This is a genomic window from Marinobacter salinisoli (assembly GCF_017301335.1).
GTDB lineage: Bacteria > Pseudomonadota > Gammaproteobacteria > Pseudomonadales > Oleiphilaceae > Marinobacter > Marinobacter salinisoli.
Genome location: NZ_CP071247.1, coordinates 1,110,041 through 1,127,512, shown reverse-complemented (window position 1 = coordinate 1,127,512; position 17,472 = coordinate 1,110,041). Strand labels below are relative to the sequence as shown.

Sequence of the window (17,472 nt, the reverse complement as noted above, 5' to 3'; positions counted from 1 at the left end):
GTCCCCGATCCCCCGGCCCCGGTATGTTCGCAAACTAACATTTAACCAGAGTTTACAGTTGGGGTGGTCCGAAAACGCTGATTTGGGTCCAAAATACCATAAGACTAAAGGATTAACCGGCCCACAGAATCGATGCACACCGCCCATCAGGAAACCATAGAAAAACGCATTCATGTCTCCGAGCTGTCACTCGGCATGCACGTGGTGCGTCTGGACAAGCCGTGGGAAGAAACCGATTTCCTGATCCAGGGCTTTGTGATCCGCGATGAATCCGAGCTTGAAGCCCTGCGGCTGCAGTGCAGCTACGTCTTCATCGAGGGGCGGCTGGAGGCCGAACCAGCGCCCGCCCGCAGGCAGCCCCAGCAGCCAGCATCCGCCCCACGCAAAGGCCTGTTTCGCGGCCGCCCGGCCGGTCGGTCTGACAAATCCGCGCGGGCACAGCCGGTTCGTCGCCGCGTGAACTACATGAACAAGATAGACAGCGCCACCGAGATGAAAACCGCGGTGGTCAAGTTCAAGGATGCCCAGCAGACGGCCAAGTCCATTATGTCCGGCCTGCGACTGGGCCGGACCCTGGACCTGAACAACGCCAGGGCGGTGGTGGACAGCTGTGTCGACAGCGTACTGCGCAATGAAAACGCCTTGCTGTTGCTCACCAAGATCAAGAATCAGGACGAATACACCGCCGAGCACTGCCTCAACGTGGCGATCCTGTGCGCCGCCTTTGGCAAACACCTCGGCCTGCTGGAAGAGGAAATTCGCAACCTGTCGCTGTGTGGCATGCTGCATGACGTGGGCAAGACCCGGATTCCCAATGAAATCCTGAACAAACCCGGGGCCCTGACCCCCAGTGAGTTCGAGATCATGCGCGAGCACACCACCCACGGCCGCAATATTCTGATGAGCACCAGCCGCTCCCTGACGATGGCGGTGGACGTTGCCTTCAACCACCACGAGCGCATCGATGGCCAGGGCTACCCCCGTGGCCTGCAGGCACAGCAGATTCCGTTCTTCGCCAAGATCGTTGGCCTGGTGGACACCTACGACGCCATCACCAGCAACCGGATCTACGACAAGGGCCGGGCATCGATGCACGCCCTGGATATTATCCACAAGCACCGGGGTACCCAGTTCGATGAAGAACTGGCGGTTGCCTTTATTCAGTTAATCGGCGTGTACCCTCCGGGGTCGATTGTCGAACTGATGAATGGCGAAGTGGGCATCGTGGTGGAAAACCAGAAACAGCACAAACTCAAGCCGAAAGTGTTGCTGGTCAGGGAGTCGGATAAAACCCCCTTACCCAGCTTCCGCACCGTGGATCTGATGCTGGGCCCGAAAGACGCCAGTGGGGAGGTCTACAAGATTGCCAGGGAAGTTCCGGATGGGACCCACGGCGTGGTCCTGAAGGATTTCGTCGAACAGGGACTGATCTTTTCCAAACCAGCCCCCATAATCCCTTAAACCTTGGGCCGGCGGGTTACCGCCATGGTCAGCCGTGAAATGCAGGTGGGCTTGCCTGCTTCGTTCTCAAGCCTGATTTCCCAGACCTGGGTCGCGCTGCCAATGTGAATGGGCCGCGCGGTGCCGTAGACCCAGCCCTTGCTGATCGGGCGCAGGTGATTGGCATTGATGTCCAGCCCCACCGCCACGGTTTCCGGGTCCTTGAGGCAGCAGTTCGCCGCCATGCTGCCCAAGGTTTCCGCCAGTAAAACCGACGCCCCGCCATGAAGAATGCCGAACGGCTGCACCGTGCGCTCATCCACCGGCATACGACCCCGGACGAAGTCGTCACCAATTTCCAGGTACTCAATACCCATATAGTCAACGGCGGTGTTTTTACTGGCAGCCGCCAGCTGTTCCAGATTCGGGGTGCGTGTCCAGATGGCCATCTCGGCTTGACTCCGTTTACAACGTTTGCGGTTCGGGTTCAGGGTCCAAATGAAGGGACAGTCTAACCAGATAGCAAGCGAACGACTATCCCTGAACGTGTTGCCCTATTCGACCCGAACCAGCTCCTGTTTCAGCCAGCCCAGACGCCCCGTTGCCGCTATCTGCCGGCGCATACCCGGTACCGGACGGATCATGAACAGGTCGCCATTGCGGCCCACCAGTGCTTTGGGCACACCGCAACCCTTGGCAATACCGGCATGGACATCCATGTGTTCAGCCTCGCCATGCACGGGAATAGCGATCTTCGGCCGAACCCACTGGTACATGGCCTGCAACTCCTCCTGCGCCGGATGGCCAGAGGCATGGATGGGTACCGGCGACTCCTCGGCGGTAATCACCTGAACTCCCAGCTCCCGCAGCCGGCTGATCAGTCCTTCGATGGCTTCCTCATTACCGGGTATCGCCCGGGCACTGAAGATCACCGTATCACCGGCCTCCAACTCCAGATCCGGATGGGTGCCAGCGGCGAGCCGACGCAACGCGGTCCGGGGCTCGCCCTGGCTGCCGGTAGCGACCACCAGGACTTCCTCCCGGGGCAAATAACCCAGATGGGATGGGTTGATCAGACGGTCGCTGCTGTCCCACACCCCGGCCGCCCGGGCGGCTGAACTCATGTTGATCAGCGAGCGGCCCAGCAAGCCCATGTAACGGCCGGTTTCCCGGGCGATCATCCCGAGGGTATGCAACCGGGCAATGTTACTGCCGAAGCAGGTCACCACCACCCGCCCCCTGGCGCTGTTGACGGCGTCCAGCAACCCTTTGTGCAAGGCGGCCTCGGAGACCGAGTGCCCGGCCACCGTGGCGTTGGTGGAATCACAGACCATGGCGTCGACGCCCTCGTCGGCCAGGTCCGTGAAGGTCTGTTTGCGATAGCCATGGCCCACCAGCGGCTGGTCATCCAGCTTCCAGTCACCGCTGTGGAAGATCCGTCCCACCGGCGTTCGGATCATCAGCGCGTTGGGGTCCGGGATGGAGTGGGTCAGCGCCAGCCACTGGACACTGAACGGACCGATCTGGCGGGTGTCACCGGTATCCACTTCAATGATGGGCACCCGGTGCAACAGGTCGAACTCACCGAGTTTGCGCCGCAGGATTTCCGCGGTGAAGCGACTGGTGTAAATCGGGCATTGCAGCAGCGGCCAGAGATAGGGCACCGCGCCGACGTGGTCCTCATGCGCGTGGGTGATGACCAGCCCGGACAACTGATCGCGCCGGTCGGCGATGAACGCGGGATCGGCCATCTGCACCGGCGGCTCGCCCCGGTGATGCACACTGCCGTCCGCTGCCACCCGCCCAGGCTTGGGGAAGGTCACGCCGCAATCCACCATCAGCCACTGGCCATCATGGCCGTAGAGGTTGAGATTCATGCCGATTTCGCCGGTTCCGCCAAGCGGCAGAAACCACAAATCATTCTGATCGGGAGTCATTGGGAGCTTCCTGGCCGTCAAAACCTGCGTGCCGGTGGAGGTGATGCCTTCACACCGGCAACAACACAGCCTACTACACTATGAGTCTTCGCTTACCTGACAGATCGTTTATTCCAACAATTGCGTAACACAGGGTTGAAATCACCCTGCTTCACACCAAGGTTAGTCACGGTTGCGAAGCAAGCACACTCACCCTTCCGCAAAAAGTGAAGGAGCGAACATGAAGATTCTGATGGTTCTTACGTCCCACGAGCAAATGGGTGATACCGGGCACAAAACCGGTTTCTGGCTCGAAGAATTCACCTCACCGTATTACGTGTTCCGTGATGCCGGCGCGGACATTACCCTCGCGTCCCCCAAAGGCGGCCAGCCCCCGGTGGACCCCAACAGTGAGGCCGAGGACGCCCTGACCGACTCCACCCGCCGCTTCGAACAGGATGCTCACGCCAAGGAAGCCCTGGCCAGCACCAAGAAGCTGAGCGACGTGGACATGAACGACTACGACGCCATTTTCTACCCCGGTGGCCACGGCCCACTCTGGGATCTGACCAACGATGCCGACTCGGTAGCGCTGATCAAGAAAGCCTACGAGCAGGACAAGGTGATTGGTGCAGTGTGCCACGCGCCGGCAGTATTCCGGGACGTGGAAGTAAAACCCGGTCAGAACATCGTCGGTGGCCGTAACGTCACCGGCTTCGCCAACAGTGAAGAAGAGGCCGTAGGACTCACCAATGTGGTGCCTTTCCTGCTCGAAGATATGCTGCAGGAGAAAATGGGCAACTACTCCCGTGGTGATGACTTCACGCCGCACATTGTGGTGGACGGCAAGCTGATTACCGGCCAGAACCCGCCCTCCTCGGAAGGCACGGCCAAGGCTGTGGTTCAGGCGCTTCAGGGCGCCTGACCACTGGCAACAATCTGCTCCCCGGCGTGGCTGATAAGCACGCCCGGGGCTCCGGCCTCAAGCAGGGCACGGATGTTGTCGGGGATGGAGGTTTTCTCCATCTTCGACGAGCGCACCAGCACATCAGTGATGTCCGCGTCGGCGATAAATTTGTCGTCGCCGTAGCGGTAAAACTCCAGATGCAGGGTGAACGACGTGTTGCCGATGCGACCGACGCGAAGCCTGGCTTCCAGCACATCGTCAAAGCGCGCCGATGCCTTCCAGTTCACCGTCAGGCTGACCACCTGGACGTCTAGGTCCTGATCCAGCAGTCGCTGATAATCACCAAACACGGTACGGATGTATTCGTTAACGGCGATGTCCACGTAATCGGCGTAGCGGGCATTGAACACCACCCCCTGGGCATCGCATTCCCCGTAACGCACCCTGAAACGAAAACGAAACGGTTGTTCTGACGACATAACTCCCTCCAATTAATACCTGGCAATGTTGGCCACAGCATCGCACATCCTGTGCTACGTTTTTTGGATTACCTCAAAACCCTCAACCTCCGGTCCGTGGCCATGAGTAATCCAAAGCATACTCTCTTCTGGATGACGCTGTTTCTGGCGGTGGTTTTGCTGGTCGGGGCACTCATTCACAAGCCCCTGATGACGGCGTTCATGGCCAACTGGGTATTCAACCTGCTGATCGTCGGCGTGCTGATCGTGGGCATTGCCATGACCTACCGGCAGGTACTGGTGCTGTTCCCCGAACTTCGCTGGATTTCCCAGTTTCGCACCGGCCATTCCGGCCTTTCGGTGCTTCAGGAACCCCGGCTGCTGAAACCCCTGGCGCGGCAACTGGGCGAGGAATCCAAGCGTGATCGCTTCAAGCTGTCGACGCTGTCCCTGCGCACGGTGCTGGATGGCATCCACTCCCGCATGGACGAACAACGGGAGATCACCCGGTATTTCATCAGCCTGCTGATTTTTCTGGGCCTGCTGGGCACCTTCTGGGGCCTGCTGGGCACCATCAACGCCGTGGGTGACGTCATCACCAACCTGAACATGGGCGAAGAAGATTTCGGCAAAGTGTTTGCCGAGCTGCAGGCCGGGCTGCAAACACCTCTGCAGGGCATGGGCACGGCCTTCAGTTCCTCGTTGCTGGGTTTGGGCGGCTCGCTGATTCTGGGTTTTCTCGATATCCAGGCCGGTCACGCCCAGAACCGCTTCTACGATGGCCTTGAGGAATGGCTCACCGGTGTTACCAACCTCGTCGACATCGTGGATGAAGAAAGCCAGCCATCATGATCGGTTCCAAGCGCCGCGCCAGAAGCGCGATCAATGCCTGGCCAGGCTATGTCGATGCCCTGTCGGCACTGCTGATGCTGGTGATTTTCATGCTGCTGATCTACGTGGTCAGCCAGCTGTTCCTGTCCCAGACCCTGACCGAGCGCAATACCGAGCTCGCCCGACTGAACGCGCGCCTGGACGAGATTTCGTCCCTGCTCGGACTGGAGCGCAATCGCGCCGGCGTGCTGGAAGACCAGCTCAGTGCCAGCCAGAACAGAAACAGCCAGCTTCAGGACCGGCTGGACGCCACCCGCAACCTGTTGATGCAACGAACCGCCGAGAGCGAGGCGCAGGCCGAAAGACTGGCCAGTCTGGATGAGACCCTGGCCGGCAAAAATGAGCTCACCGCCAGCCAGGAAGCCCTGATCCTGAATCTGTCCAATCAGATCGTGTCGTTGCAGCGGCAGCTGCAGAAGATCACCGCAGCCCTGAAGCTGCAGGAAGAGGAAACCGCAGAACGGGAAAGCGAGCTGGAGGACGTGAGCCAGCGCCTGAACACCTTGCTGGCCGAGCGGGTGAACCAACTGGAACAGTACCAGTCGGAATTCTTCGGCCGCCTGAGGGACATCCTGGCCGCCAACGAAAACATCCGGGTGGTGGGCGACCGCTTCCTGCTGCCCTCGGAACTGCTGTTCGCATCCGGGTCAGCCCAGCTGGGGCCGGAAGGTCAGCAGGAGCTGGATAAGCTGGCCGCGGTGCTGCTGGATGTCGCCCGGTCGATCCCGGACGACATTGACTGGATTATGCGCATTGATGGCCACACCGATATCATCCCCATCAACACACCGCAATTCCCCTCCAACTGGGAACTGTCGACCGCCCGGGCCGTGGCGGTGGTTCGCTATCTGGCCGAGCAGGGAGTGCCCGACCGCCGCATGGTGGCGGCAGGCTTCGGGCAGTATTTCCCGGTCGCCGACGGCACCTCACCGGAAGCCCTGCAGAAAAACCGCCGCATCGAAATCAAGCTGACCGACCGCTGAGGCCCGGTCAGGCTCCTTCGCCGTCAGTAATGAATCACCGTACGGATGCTTTTGCCCTCGTGCATCAAATCAAAGGCCTTGTTGATATCCGCCAACGGCATGTTGTGGGTGATGAACACATCGAGCGGAATATCGCCGCTCTGGGCCCTGGCCACATAGTCCGGCAACTCGGTTCTGCCCTTCACACCGCCAAACGCGCTCCCGCGCCAGACCCGACCGGTGACCAGCTGGAAGGGGCGGGTACAGATTTCCTCGCCGGCGCCGGCCACGCCGATAATGACCGACTCGCCCCAGCCCTTGTGACAACATTCCAGCGCGGCGCGCATCACCTTCACATTGCCGATGCACTCGAAGGAGTAATCCACCCCACCATCGGTCATATCGACGATGACTTCCTGAATGGGCTTGTCGTAATCGTTGGGATTAACCACGTCCGTCGCGCCAAGCTGGCGGGCAATGTCGAACTTCTCTGGATTAATGTCGATGGCAATAATCCGGCCGGCTTTGGCCATGGTGGCACCCAGGATGGCCGCCAGACCGATGCCTCCCAGTCCGAAAATGGCCACCGTTGCGCCTGCTTCGACCTTGGCGGTGTTAAGCACCGCACCAATGCCTGTGGTGACCCCGCATCCGAGCAGGCACACCTTGTCCAGCGGGGCATCCTTGGGAATCCTGGCCACCGACACCTCCGCCAGCACGGTGTATTCGGAGAACGTGGACGTGCCCATGTAGTGGTACAGCGTCTGGCCCTGGTAGCTGAAGCGTGAGGTGCCATCCGGCATCACGCCCTGGCCCTGGGTAGCTCGAACCGAGCTGCACAGGTTGGTTTTTCCCGAGGTGCAGAACTTGCACTGGCCGCACTCGGCGGTGTAGAGCGGAATCACATGGTCGCCCACTTCCACACTGGTCACGCCCTCGCCGACCGCCTCCACAATCCCGCCGCCCTCGTGCCCGAGAATGGTGGGAAAAAGCCCTTCCGGGTCCGCACCGGACAGCGTATAGGCGTCGGTGTGGCACACCCCCGTTGCCACAATGCGAACCAGAACCTCGCCCCGCTTGGGCGGCGCAACATCCACTTCGACGATTTCCAGTTTCTGATTGGGAGCAAACGCAACGGCAGCGCGGGATTTGATCACGGCAAGTCCTCCAGGCAGGCGACAGGGCAGATGTCCTACTAACTGTAGCAGCCGGGACGGGTTCGGCACGGCGGTTTCCGGCAGCGCGCAGAAATGGCCCGGCTAATCCCTCGAGGGCCAGCTCACGTAAACACATAGACACACCGAATTCGACATCCTGACCAAGGAGCCTGCGTGAACACCCTTTACTGGTTTACCCGGGATCTGCGCCTGCATGACAACGCGGCCCTGCTGGCTGCGGCGAAATCCGATCTGTTGCTCTGCGTGTTCGTGGTGGACCCGCGCTGGTTCCAGCCTGGTCAGCGTCAATGCCTGTCGATGGGCGAACATCGCTGGCGCTTTCTGTGGCAGAGCCTGATGTCGCTGGAGCGCAGCCTGAGGCCCGCGGGCCAGCGACTGCACATTGCCTGTGGCCACCCGGAGGATGTGATTCCGGACCTGGTGCACCGGCACAGGCTTGGCCGGGTCATCCGCTCCCGGCTTCCGGGAACACGGGAGGCCCAGCAGTGGCGGGTGATCAAGGAACGATTGCCCGACACCCTGTGCCAGCAGTTCGAAACCCTCAGCCTGTTTACCCAGTCCACACTGCCCATGACCCTTGCGGAACTGCCGGACACCTTCTCACAGTTCCGGAAATTGGTGGAAAAAAGCGGCGAGCGCTGCTCCGAGTTACTGCGCATTCGCACCCACTCGGCCCTGCCGCCGCCACCCGGCTTCCCGGAGGACAACCGGGGCGAATGCCCGCCCATTGCCGAACCGCGGCATCCGAGCCGGTTTGCCGGCGGCGAGGAGGCCGGCCTGGCCCAGCTGCAGCGCTTTTCCTTCACCACCCATGGCATCGCCCAGTACAAGGAGACCCGCAACGAACTGGATGGCTGGGACAATTCCTCGAAATTCTCGCCCTGGCTGGCCAATGGCTCACTGTCCGTGCGGGAGGTGGTCGAAACCATCTGCGACTATGAACGCCAGGAAACCAGCAACGAATCCACCTATTGGCTGTGGTTCGAGCTGCTCTGGCGGGAATATTTCTACTGGTATGCCCTGAAACACGGCGCGGCCCTGTTCCGGCGCGACGGAGTGCAGCGCAAGCAACGACCGGCCAGCTTCTATCCGCAGCGGTTCAAAGCCTGGTGCGAAGGCAACACCGAATACCCACTGGTGAACGCCGCCATGAATCAGCTGCGGGAAACCGGGTACATGAGCAATCGGGCCAGGCAGCTGGTGACCAGCTGCTTTGTCAATGAACTCGAGCTCGACTGGCGCTACGGCGCCGCCTGGTTCGAACAGCAGCTGATCGACTATGATGTAGCCAGCAATTACGGCAACTGGCAGTATCTTGCCGGCGTTGGCGCGGACCCGCGGGGCCTGAGGCGTTTCAACCTCGACAAACAGGCCGCCCAGTACGACCCCCACGGCACATTCATTGAGCGCTGGGGCGGTCATGCCGAACAACCCGTGGGCTTGTATTCAGTGGACGCAGCGGACTGGCCGATTTCATGACGAACCCGAATTACGATTCTCTGTTGCAACAGGTGCTGGCAAGCATTCTCGATACCTGCCAGCCCGAATCCCTGCTGTGCTGCGGGGCCACCGCCGACACCGTGGGCGAACACTGGCATCAGCACAGCAAGAACACGCGGATGTCACGCATTGATCCGAAAGATCCCAATTCGGACCTGCCGCTGAATTCGGTGCATGACCTGGCGCTGGTCTCGGATACCCTTGAGCATCTGCCCTTCGACGAAGGTGCCCTGTTCCTGGGCCAGCTGCGCAACTACGGCACCCACCAGATAGCCGTGCTGGCCGGTGAGTCGCCGGATTGGGCCTTCAAGGACTTCCTCGGCCTGGGATTTCGACGCCACACCGAACTGGAACAGCGTGACGGAACGGTCACGCTCTACACCTACAACCTCGACAACTACAATCACAAGCGGCAATGGAATAACCCCAAACACTGGGCCAACCCGGAAATGTGGGGCAAAGCCTGGTGGTGACCCGCTGCCAGCAGGAAACAGAGACGCCCTGACCCCACCATGCCCCGTCACCTATGTCCCCATTGCAACCTGCACCTCAACATATGCGTGTGCGCGCACTGCCAACGGGTGTCGAATCAGACTCCGATCACCGTGCTGCAACACCCCACGGAAGTAGACCGGCCAAAAGGCACGGTGCGCGTCCTGCAGCAGTGTCTGGAGCGGATTCACGTGGTGGTAGGCGAAACCCCGGAGCAGTTTGCACAGGCCGGTTTTGACATCGCTACCGGAACAGCGAACGCCGCGCTGCTGTACCCCGGGCCCGGCAGTCAGTCGCTGGAGCAGGCCGAGCTTGCTGACGTCAAGCACTGGCTTGTGCTGGACGGAACCTGGCGCAAGGCAGCGCGGATACTGCACTCCAACCCCGGGCTGCAGGCGCTGCCGGCGTTTCATTTTCAGCAAGCGCCCCGGTCTCGCTACATCATCCGAAAGGCGCCGGGGCCAGAAGCCCTGTCCACCGCCGAAGCGGTGCACTACCTGCTTCAGGTAGTGGAACCCACGACCAACAGCGCCCCCATTGGCCAGGCCATGGATGCCCTGGTCGACAAGCAACTGGCCCAGATACCCGATCATTTGCGCCATCATTACCCGCCCCGCTGAGGCCAATGCCGGTTGGCAACCGGCCGGGCTTGAGCGATCATGAGGCATCAACCTGTAAATAGGATGTTTGTTCATGGCACTGTTCAGCCAAAAAAGCGCCGAGAAACAACTCAATGAAGAATCCGCCAAGGTCAATCGGGACGATCTGGAAGTCCTGCTGGACCGGCAGAAAACGATTGAGGAGAAGGTCAAGAACAGCGGCAGGCTGGAGCGCTTTGGCACCGACATCCGGCTGATGTTCTCGATGATCCGGGATTACTGGTACGGCAACTACCGCAGCGTGCCGTGGAAAACCATCGCAGCGGTGGCCGGGGCACTGCTGTACGTGCTGAACCCGCTGGATGTAATTCCGGACCTGGTCTTCGGCGTTGGCTTCCTTGACGATGCCGGCGTGGTGGCGCTGTGCCTGAAACTGTTCGAGTCTGACCTGCATGCCTACGCCGCGTGGAAAGAACATACCGAGCAACAAGAAAGCGACAAACCGACACTCGATCCAAGTTGATTGGCGGCAGTCGCCCCCTTAACCTTTCCTGATTTTCAGAGCTGTATTTCGGAGAGACCGTGGATTTCGCCACTCTTATAGGCCTTGTTGGCGCCATTCTGCTGATTTCGGCTGCCGTCATTCTGGGCGTGTCGCCCGACGTGTTCATCAATCCGCCGTCGCTGTTGATCGTGATTGCGGGCAGCCTGTTCGTGGTGCTGGCCAAATTCAGTTTCGCCCAGTTTTTCGGCGCCTTTGGGGCGGCGGCGAGGGCCTTCAAATTCAAGCTGCCTGGCACCCGTGCGGCCATCGAAGAGCTGGTGGATGTGGCACAGGTCTCCCGCAGGGAGGGCGTGCTCGGGCTGGATGGGAAAACCTTTGGCTCGCCGTTTCTGGAAAAAGGCGTGCAAATGCTGGTGGATGGCCAGGACGGCGACACCATCAAGCAGGTGCTGAACAAAGAGCGCCTGATGACCCTGGAACACAACCGGTCGGGCGCCAAGGTCTTTACCGCCCTGGCCGACGTGGGTCCCGCCATGGGCATGATCGGTACGCTGATCGGCCTGGTGCAGATGCTGTCCAATATGGAAGATCCGAAGTCCATCGGACCGGCCATGGCCGTCGCCCTGTTGACCACCCTGTACGGTGCGATTCTGGCCACCATGATTGCCAATCCGATTGCCGACAAACTGTCGCTTCGGATGACCGAAGAAGCCCGCATGCAATCCCTGTACATCGATGCCCTGGTTGCTATTCAGGCGGGCACCAACCCCCGCGTGGTGGAGCAACTGCTGTCGAGCTACCTGCCCCCCAAAGAGCGCAATAAGGATATCGAGGGCGAACCCGAGACGGCGGTTGGCTGACCATGGATGATCTGCCTGAAGAGGAAAAACCCGGCATTCCTGCCTGGGTCGTCACTTTTGCGGACCTGATGTCCCTGCTGATGTGCTTTTTCGTGCTGCTGCTGTCGTTTTCCGAGATCGATGCACACAAGTTCAAGCAAATCGCCGGCGAAATGGCCAAGGCCTTTGGCGTCCAGCGCGATGTCGAAGCGCTGGAGATTCCCAAGGGCACCAGCCCCATTTTCGACAAGTTCTCGCCGGCCCAACCCGAGCCCACGGTAGTGAATCAGGTTCGCCAGACCACCACCGAGGAAGCGCCGGAACTGCAAACCCTCAAGAGCCCTACCGAAAGCGCGACCGAAAAGGCCGTTGCAGCGGCCATTCAGCAAGACCTGGACCAAAAAACCCGCAGCGTACTCGCCATTCTTGAGGACCCCATCGCCGAGGGCCGGGTAAACGTGGCGCAGGACCAGCGCCGCATCGTTATCCGGGTGGAAGAGAAAGGCTCCTTTGCCTCCGGTTCGGCACAGCTGACCTGGGAATTCGAGGGTCTGCTGCTGGACATGGCCACTGTGCTGGCCAAGATGCCCGGCGACCTGATGGTGGAGGGGCACACCGACGACGTCCCCATCCGCACCTCCCGTTTTTACAGCAACTGGGATCTGTCTGCCGCCCGGGCGGCGGCCGTGGCCAATGTGCTGCTGGCGACGGAAGACGTCGAACCGACGCGTCTGGCGGTCAAAGGCCTGGCCGACACCCGGCCCCGGGTACCCAACACCTCTGCAGACAACCGCGCCAAGAACCGGCGCGTCGAAATCATTGTCGACCTTTCCGGCCCGCTGCAAGAGCGCGAACTGGAGCTGCGTGAACTGATTGAAGCCGAATCGGCAAAGGAAAACGCGGTGATCGACATTCAGCCTCTGCCGGCTGCGGAAAATCGCGACGAGGCCCGATCGCCACTTACCTGGTAATCGATCCACTTTGGTGCAGATTACAACCTCCTGCATCATATGGGTGCATTAATTCTCGCCTTTCACGCTCAACGACCACCACCGCTCACCCCAATCGCCCACCACCGGTAGATATGCATCATTTTGGAACACATATTGCTTCCATGCACTCTACAAAAGCATAAAACGGCCCGGAAGAGGCCCGAACTCACATCAGGAGCGAAAAACCGTGGACATCGCGAGTGCAGTACACACCCTGACCGAAAGCGCCAACACGCTGTTCATCCTTATCGGTGCCATCATGGTACTGGCCATGCACGCCGGCTTTGCCTTCCTCGAAGTTGGTACCGTGCGGCACAAGAACCAGGTTAACGCGCTGGTCAAGATCATGACCGACTTCGGCATCTCCGCCGTCGCCTATTTCTTCATCGGCTATTACATTGCTTACGGCAGCCATTTTATGACCGGCGCCGGCGAACTGACCGCCGGCAACGGCTACGAGCTGGTAAAGTTCTTCTTCCTGATGACCTTCGCCGCCGCGATCCCCGCGATTGTCTCCGGCGGCATTGCCGAGCGCGCCCGGTTCTACCCCATGCTGATTGCCTCCGGTCTGATCGTCGCCTTTGTGTATCCGTTCTTTGAAGGCCTGATCTGGAACGGCAACTACGGTTTCCAGAGCTGGCTGGAGAACCAGTTTGGTGCATCTTTCCACGATTTTGCCGGTTCCGTTGTGGTGCACGCCGTTGGTGGCTGGATTGCCCTGGCCGCGGTTCTGTTGCTGGGCGCCCGTTCCGGCCGCTATCGCAACGGTCGTGTTGTCGCCTTCGCACCGTCCAACATCCCCTTCCTGGCGCTGGGCGCCTGGATCCTGACTGTGGGCTGGTTCGGCTTCAACGTGATGTCCGCCCAGACTCTCGACGGCATCAGCGGCCTGGTGGCCGTCAACAGCCTGATGGCAATGGTCGGTGGCGTGCTGGTCGCGATGGTGGTTGGCCGCAAGGACCCGGGCTTTATCCATAACGGGCCACTGGCGGGCCTGGTTGCCGTGTGTGCCGGTTCTGACCTGATGCATCCGGTGGGCGCGCTGATCACCGGCGGTATCGCCGGCGCCATCTTCGTCTATCTGTTCGAGTGGGCACAGGACAAGATCGAACGCCTGGACGACGTACTGGGTGTCTGGCCGCTGCACGGTGTGTGCGGGGTCTGGGGTGCCATCGCCTGCGGCATCTTCGGCCAGGAAGCCCTGGGTGGCCTCGGTGGCGTCAGCCTGATGTCCCAGATCATCGGATCGGTGGCCGGTGTGTTGGTGGCGTTCGTGGGCGGTCTGATTGTCTACGGCATCGTCAATGCTGTGTCTGGCCTGCGACTGACCGAAGAAGAGGAGTTCAAAGGCGCGGACGTAAGCATTCACCGAATTGGTGCAACCTCGTTCGAATAAGCCGGCACCGGCCGCGAACACTGAACAGGCGATCTTCGGATCGCCTGTTCTCGTTTGCGGAGTCAATTGACAGCCTTCACAACGTCGTGTTTTCTTAATCTGATGTCTTAAAAGAAAAAATTGTCCCAACTGGCGCGGCATTTGCCTGTTTTATCCCGATATTCGTCCGTTGGTACGGAGGAAACAAACGAACACCGTCGAAGGAGACGAGCGGAATCATGCATATCCAGACACCGGGCCCCGGTCTGTATGACGAGTTGTTCGACGAGAACAATAAAGTACGCCCTCACTGCCGCATGCTGGAGCAGTGGCTTGAGAAATCCGACGAAAATCTGATCGCCGAGAAACGCCGGGAAGCCAATGTGCTGTTCCAGCGTCTGGGCATCACCTTCAACGTCTATGGTGAAGAGCAGGGTGCCGACCGGCTGATCCCGTTCGACCTGATTCCCCGGGTGATCTCGGCCAGCGACTGGCACAAACTGCAGGCCGGCCTGCGCCAGCGGGTCAACGCGCTGAACAAATTCCTGTTCGACATCTACCACGATTTCGACATCGTCAAAGCCGGGGTGATCAGTGCCGAGCAGGTGTTTGCCAACCCCCAGTACCAGCCCGGCATGCAGGCACTGAAGCTGCCCCGCAACCTGTACTGCCACATCGCCGGCATTGACCTGATTCGCCACAGCGACGGCGACTTTTATGTGCTGGAGGACAACCTGCGGTGCCCCAGCGGGGTCTCTTATATGCTGGAAAACCGGCGCATGATGATGCGTCTGTTCCCGGAGCTGTTCGCCCACAGCCCGGTGGCACCGATCGACCACTATCCGAACCTGCTGGGTGAAACGCTTCGGGCCGCATCCCTCAAGCCGGACCCAACCGTCGTGGTGCTGACCCCGGGGCGCTTCAACAGCGCCTATTTCGAACATGCCTTCCTGGCCCGCCAAATGGGCGTGGAACTGGTAGAGGGCGCGGACCTGTTCGTCCATCAGAACAAGGTCTTCATGAAAACCACCGTTGGCCCGCAGCAGGTGGACGTGATCTACCGCCGGATCGACGACGATTTCCTCGATCCGCTGGCCGGCAACCCCCAATCCATGCTCGGCGTGCCCGGTCTGTACTCCGCATACCGCACCGGTAACGTGGTGCTGACCAACGCCATGGGCACCGGGGTTGCCGACGACAAGTCCATCTACCCCTATGTGCCAGACATGATCCGTTTCTATCTGGACGAAGAGCCCATTCTGAAGAACGTTCCTACCTGGCAGTGCCGCAAACCGAAAGATCTGCAGTATGTGCTGGACCATCTGGACGAACTGGTGGTGAAAGAAGCCCAGGGTGCCGGTGGTTACGGCATGCTGATTGGCCCCAAGGCCAGCCAGAAGGAAATCGCCCAATTCCGCAGCCTGCTCAAGGCACGCCCGGACGACTACATTGCCCAGCCCACGCTGAGCCTCTCCACCTGCCCGACGTTTGTGGATGAGGGCGTGGCGCCACGGCACCTGGACCTGCGGCCGTTTGTGCTGTCTGGCAAGAAAATCCAGATGGTACCGGGCGGGCTGACCCGGGTTGCCCTGAAGCAGGGTTCGCTGGTGGTGAACTCGTCGCAGGGTGGCGGCACCAAAGACACCTGGGTACTGGAGGACGACCTATGATGCTGAGTCGCGCTGCATTCAGCCTGTTTTGGATGGCCAGATACCTGGAGCGCGCCGAGAGCCAGGCCCGCCTGCTGGACATGAGCCTGACCATGGCGCTGATTGATGTGCCTGAAGACCGGGTGGAACAGCTCTCGGTGCCCTTGCTGGTCACCGGTGCTACAGAAACGTTCTACGAGTACCATTCCGAAATCACCCCGCAGAACCTGCTGGATTTCCTGGTGCTGGATGACCGCCACCACGCCAGCCTTTACAGCATGATCCGCGGTGCCCGCGACAACGCCCTGCACGTTCGCGGCAACCTGTCCGCCGATGTGTGGGAAAGCATCAACCAGGCCTGGCTGGACATGAAAGACCTGCGCAAGCAGGGCATTACCGAATCCAACGCCAGCCAGGTATTCGACTGGATCCGGGAACGCTCCCACATGTTCCGGGGCGCGGCCTACGGTACCCTGCTGCGCAACGATGCGTTCCACTTCCTGCGGCTTGGCACCTTCATCGAGCGGGCCGACACCACTGCCCGGGTACTGGATATCCGCTACGTCATGGCGATGAAATCCATGGACGAGAACTCCACCCAGTCGTTTTTCGAATGGACAGCGGTACTGCACTCGCTGGCCGCCTTCGAGGCCTATCAGAACACCTACGGCCACGAACTGGAGCCGATGAACGTTGCCGAGTTGCTGGTTCTGAACCCGGATCTCCCCCGCTCACTGCGCAGCTGCCTGCAGGAAATCGCCAGCCTGCTGGAAGAAATCGAGGGTGAAACCGGTCGCCGCTCTCGCCGGCTCTCATCCAGCCTGTACGCCAACATTCGCTACGGCGACCGGGACTACATCGCTGAACGGGGGCTGCACGAGTATCTGGTGGACTTCCTCGAGCGGATTGAGGGCATCACCGAACAGATCCGGCACGACTTCATGGGAGGCAAATAATGAGACTGTCGATTCGCCACGAGACCCGTTACACCTACGAGTCGCCCATCGAGGACAGCATTCAGTACATCCGGCTGACCCCACGCACCACACCGCAGCAGCGCATTCACGACTGGAAGCTGAACACGCCGGGCGAAACCAGCCAGATGGTGGACGGTTTCGGCAACCTGGTGACGGTCATGACCCTGACCAACGCGGCACCGGAAATCACCCTGACCGCCGAAGGCGTGGTAGACCTGACCGGCAAACCGCTGACCAGGGACGACTCGCCCTTCCCGCCCCAGGTATTTCTGCGTCAGACCGACCTGACCGAGGCCGATGATGCACTCAAGGCCTTCGCCAATGAGTACTCGCCCAACAAGCGCAGCCTGATCAAGCTGATGAATCACCTCCGCGACCACATCACCTTTACCCCCGGGGCCACCACCGTCACCCACACCGCCCGGGAAGCTTTCCAGCAGAAAGAGGGCGTCTGCCAGGACCACACCCACGTGTTTATTGCCTGTTGCCGCCATATCGGCGTACCGGCGCGCTATGTAAGCGGTTACATACACGCGGCAGACGATGACCACGTCGCCACCCACGCCTGGGCCGAAGCCTGGATTGGCAGCAACTGGCACACCTTTGATGTCGTCAATACCCTGAACGTGGCGGAAAGCCACATCAAACTGGCGGTGGGGCTGGACTACCAGGACGCGGCGCCGGTACGCGGCGTGCGCACCGGGGGCGGTACCGAACGCATGGAAACCCTGGCCCGGGTAACACGAACAAACGGGCAGTGATCCCGTTGCCGAGCAGGCGAAAGAAAACACT

At 60.4% G+C, this 17,472-nt stretch carries 18 protein-coding genes; 14 read left to right on the top strand and 4 right to left on the bottom strand.

Annotation, left to right across the window (positions count from 1 at the left end; genetic code table 11):
- Positions 1 to 132: 132 nt before the first annotated feature.
- Positions 133 to 1,461, top strand: coding sequence for an HD-GYP domain-containing protein (locus tag LPB19_RS05055; protein ID WP_206645018.1), 1,329 nt, complete (start codon positions 133 to 135; stop codon positions 1,459 to 1,461).
- Here the strand turns inward: LPB19_RS05055 and LPB19_RS05050 are convergent.
- Together LPB19_RS05050 and LPB19_RS05045 are read right to left on the bottom strand one after the other, a co-directional pair.
- Complete coding sequence (locus LPB19_RS05050; RefSeq protein ID WP_206645017.1) at positions 1,458 to 1,889, bottom strand: hotdog fold thioesterase; 432 nt, start codon at positions 1,887 to 1,889, stop codon at positions 1,458 to 1,460. The genes LPB19_RS05055 and LPB19_RS05050 overlap by 4 nt on opposite strands.
- A gap of 105 nt (positions 1,890 to 1,994) precedes the next feature.
- A complete protein-coding gene (locus tag LPB19_RS05045) occupies positions 1,995 to 3,377 on the bottom strand; it encodes a ribonuclease J (RefSeq protein WP_206645016.1) in 1,383 nt (460 codons plus the stop codon).
- 220 nt (positions 3,378 to 3,597) lie between these two features.
- Here LPB19_RS05045 and LPB19_RS05040 point away from each other — a divergent pair, with 220 nt between their 5' ends.
- On the top strand, positions 3,598 to 4,281 hold the full coding sequence (locus tag LPB19_RS05040) for a type 1 glutamine amidotransferase domain-containing protein (RefSeq protein ID WP_206645015.1): 684 nt from the start codon (positions 3,598 to 3,600) through the stop codon (positions 4,279 to 4,281).
- Here the strand turns inward: LPB19_RS05040 and LPB19_RS05035 are convergent.
- On the bottom strand, positions 4,269 to 4,742 hold the full coding sequence (locus tag LPB19_RS05035) for an acyl-CoA thioesterase (protein ID WP_206645014.1): 474 nt from the start codon (positions 4,740 to 4,742) through the stop codon (positions 4,269 to 4,271). The genes LPB19_RS05040 and LPB19_RS05035 overlap by 13 nt on opposite strands.
- 102 nt (positions 4,743 to 4,844) lie before the next feature.
- Here LPB19_RS05035 and LPB19_RS05030 point away from each other — a divergent pair, with 102 nt between their 5' ends.
- Together LPB19_RS05030 and LPB19_RS05025 are read left to right on the top strand one after the other, a co-directional pair.
- Complete coding sequence (locus tag LPB19_RS05030; RefSeq protein WP_206645013.1) at positions 4,845 to 5,573, top strand: MotA/TolQ/ExbB proton channel family protein; 729 nt, start codon at positions 4,845 to 4,847, stop codon at positions 5,571 to 5,573.
- Complete coding sequence (locus LPB19_RS05025) at positions 5,570 to 6,595, top strand: peptidoglycan -binding protein (RefSeq protein ID WP_206645012.1); 1,026 nt, start codon at positions 5,570 to 5,572, stop codon at positions 6,593 to 6,595. Before LPB19_RS05030 ends, LPB19_RS05025 begins: the two co-directional genes overlap by 4 nt.
- Positions 6,596 to 6,618: 23 nt before the next feature.
- Here the strand turns inward: LPB19_RS05025 and LPB19_RS05020 are convergent, their stop codons facing one another.
- Positions 6,619 to 7,731 (bottom strand): S-(hydroxymethyl)glutathione dehydrogenase/class III alcohol dehydrogenase, encoded by a 1,113-nt coding sequence (locus LPB19_RS05020; RefSeq protein ID WP_206645011.1) that lies wholly within the window; start codon positions 7,729 to 7,731, stop codon positions 6,619 to 6,621.
- Between the two features lie 174 nt (positions 7,732 to 7,905).
- On the opposite strand from LPB19_RS05020, the gene LPB19_RS05015 reads away from it, so the two are divergent.
- The 10 genes from LPB19_RS05015 (at position 7,906) to LPB19_RS04970 (ending at position 17,441) form a co-directional block, all read left to right on the top strand.
- Positions 7,906 to 9,231 (top strand): DASH family cryptochrome, encoded by a 1,326-nt coding sequence (locus LPB19_RS05015; protein ID WP_206645010.1) that lies wholly within the window; start codon positions 7,906 to 7,908, stop codon positions 9,229 to 9,231.
- Complete coding sequence (locus LPB19_RS05010) at positions 9,228 to 9,725, top strand: DUF6231 family protein (RefSeq protein WP_206645009.1); 498 nt, start codon at positions 9,228 to 9,230, stop codon at positions 9,723 to 9,725. Before LPB19_RS05015 ends, LPB19_RS05010 begins: the two co-directional genes overlap by 4 nt.
- Before the next feature lie 39 nt (positions 9,726 to 9,764).
- Positions 9,765 to 10,364: a tRNA-uridine aminocarboxypropyltransferase gene (locus LPB19_RS05005; protein WP_206645008.1), complete on the top strand. Its 600-nt coding sequence runs from the start codon at positions 9,765 to 9,767 to the stop codon at positions 10,362 to 10,364.
- A 73-nt stretch (positions 10,365 to 10,437) separates the two neighbouring features.
- A complete protein-coding gene (locus tag LPB19_RS05000; RefSeq protein ID WP_206645007.1) occupies positions 10,438 to 10,866 on the top strand; it encodes a YkvA family protein in 429 nt (142 codons plus the stop codon).
- 59 nt (positions 10,867 to 10,925) lie between these two features.
- Positions 10,926 to 11,708, top strand: a complete 783-nt coding sequence (locus LPB19_RS04995; RefSeq protein WP_206645006.1) for a MotA/TolQ/ExbB proton channel family protein — start codon at positions 10,926 to 10,928, stop codon at positions 11,706 to 11,708.
- 2 nt (positions 11,709 to 11,710) lie between these two features.
- Positions 11,711 to 12,658, top strand: coding sequence for a MotB family protein (locus tag LPB19_RS04990; RefSeq protein ID WP_206645005.1), 948 nt, complete (start codon positions 11,711 to 11,713; stop codon positions 12,656 to 12,658).
- Positions 12,659 to 12,866: 208 nt separating this feature from the next.
- The gene (locus tag LPB19_RS04985; RefSeq protein WP_206645004.1) at positions 12,867 to 14,075 is read left to right on the top strand and encodes an ammonium transporter; all 1,209 of its coding nucleotides are present in this window, start codon (positions 12,867 to 12,869) and stop codon (positions 14,073 to 14,075) included.
- Positions 14,076 to 14,293: 218 nt separating this feature from the next.
- Positions 14,294 to 15,724: a circularly permuted type 2 ATP-grasp protein gene (locus LPB19_RS04980; RefSeq protein WP_206645003.1), complete on the top strand. Its 1,431-nt coding sequence runs from the start codon at positions 14,294 to 14,296 to the stop codon at positions 15,722 to 15,724.
- Positions 15,721 to 16,659 (top strand): alpha-E domain-containing protein, encoded by a 939-nt coding sequence (locus LPB19_RS04975; protein WP_228289216.1) that lies wholly within the window; start codon positions 15,721 to 15,723, stop codon positions 16,657 to 16,659. The genes LPB19_RS04980 and LPB19_RS04975 overlap by 4 nt, the downstream gene beginning before the upstream one ends.
- Complete coding sequence (locus tag LPB19_RS04970) at positions 16,659 to 17,441, top strand: transglutaminase family protein (RefSeq protein WP_206645002.1); 783 nt, start codon at positions 16,659 to 16,661, stop codon at positions 17,439 to 17,441. Before LPB19_RS04975 ends, LPB19_RS04970 begins: the two co-directional genes overlap by 1 nt.
- The last annotated feature ends 31 nt before the right edge of the window (positions 17,442 to 17,472 follow it).

What these genes read in the sequence shown, in the direction of transcription:
- LPB19_RS04980 (WP_206645003.1), top strand. Translation starts at nt 14,294, where the DNA reads ATGCATATCCAGACACCGGGCCCCGGTCTGTATGACGAGTTGTTCGAC.
- LPB19_RS05030 (WP_206645013.1), top strand. Translation starts at nt 4,845, where the DNA reads ATGAGTAATCCAAAGCATACTCTCTTCTGGATGACGCTGTTTCTGGCG.
- LPB19_RS05040 (WP_206645015.1), top strand. Translation starts at nt 3,598, where the DNA reads ATGAAGATTCTGATGGTTCTTACGTCCCACGAGCAAATGGGTGATACC.
- LPB19_RS04970 (WP_206645002.1), top strand. Translation starts at nt 16,659, where the DNA reads ATGAGACTGTCGATTCGCCACGAGACCCGTTACACCTACGAGTCGCCC.
- LPB19_RS05050 (WP_206645017.1), bottom strand. Translation starts at nt 1,889, where the DNA reads ATGGCCATCTGGACACGCACCCCGAATCTGGAACAGCTGGCGGCTGCC.
- LPB19_RS05000 (WP_206645007.1), top strand. Translation starts at nt 10,438, where the DNA reads ATGGCACTGTTCAGCCAAAAAAGCGCCGAGAAACAACTCAATGAAGAA.
- LPB19_RS05010 (WP_206645009.1), top strand. Translation starts at nt 9,228, where the DNA reads ATGACGAACCCGAATTACGATTCTCTGTTGCAACAGGTGCTGGCAAGC.
- LPB19_RS05005 (WP_206645008.1), top strand. Translation starts at nt 9,765, where the DNA reads ATGCCCCGTCACCTATGTCCCCATTGCAACCTGCACCTCAACATATGC.
- LPB19_RS04975 (WP_228289216.1), top strand. Translation starts at nt 15,721, where the DNA reads ATGATGCTGAGTCGCGCTGCATTCAGCCTGTTTTGGATGGCCAGATAC.
- LPB19_RS05025 (WP_206645012.1), top strand. Translation starts at nt 5,570, where the DNA reads ATGATCGGTTCCAAGCGCCGCGCCAGAAGCGCGATCAATGCCTGGCCA.
- LPB19_RS04990 (WP_206645005.1), top strand. Translation starts at nt 11,711, where the DNA reads ATGGATGATCTGCCTGAAGAGGAAAAACCCGGCATTCCTGCCTGGGTC.
- LPB19_RS05035 (WP_206645014.1), bottom strand. Translation starts at nt 4,742, where the DNA reads ATGTCGTCAGAACAACCGTTTCGTTTTCGTTTCAGGGTGCGTTACGGG.
- LPB19_RS05055 (WP_206645018.1), top strand. Translation starts at nt 133, where the DNA reads ATGCACACCGCCCATCAGGAAACCATAGAAAAACGCATTCATGTCTCC.
- LPB19_RS05045 (WP_206645016.1), bottom strand. Translation starts at nt 3,377, where the DNA reads ATGACTCCCGATCAGAATGATTTGTGGTTTCTGCCGCTTGGCGGAACC.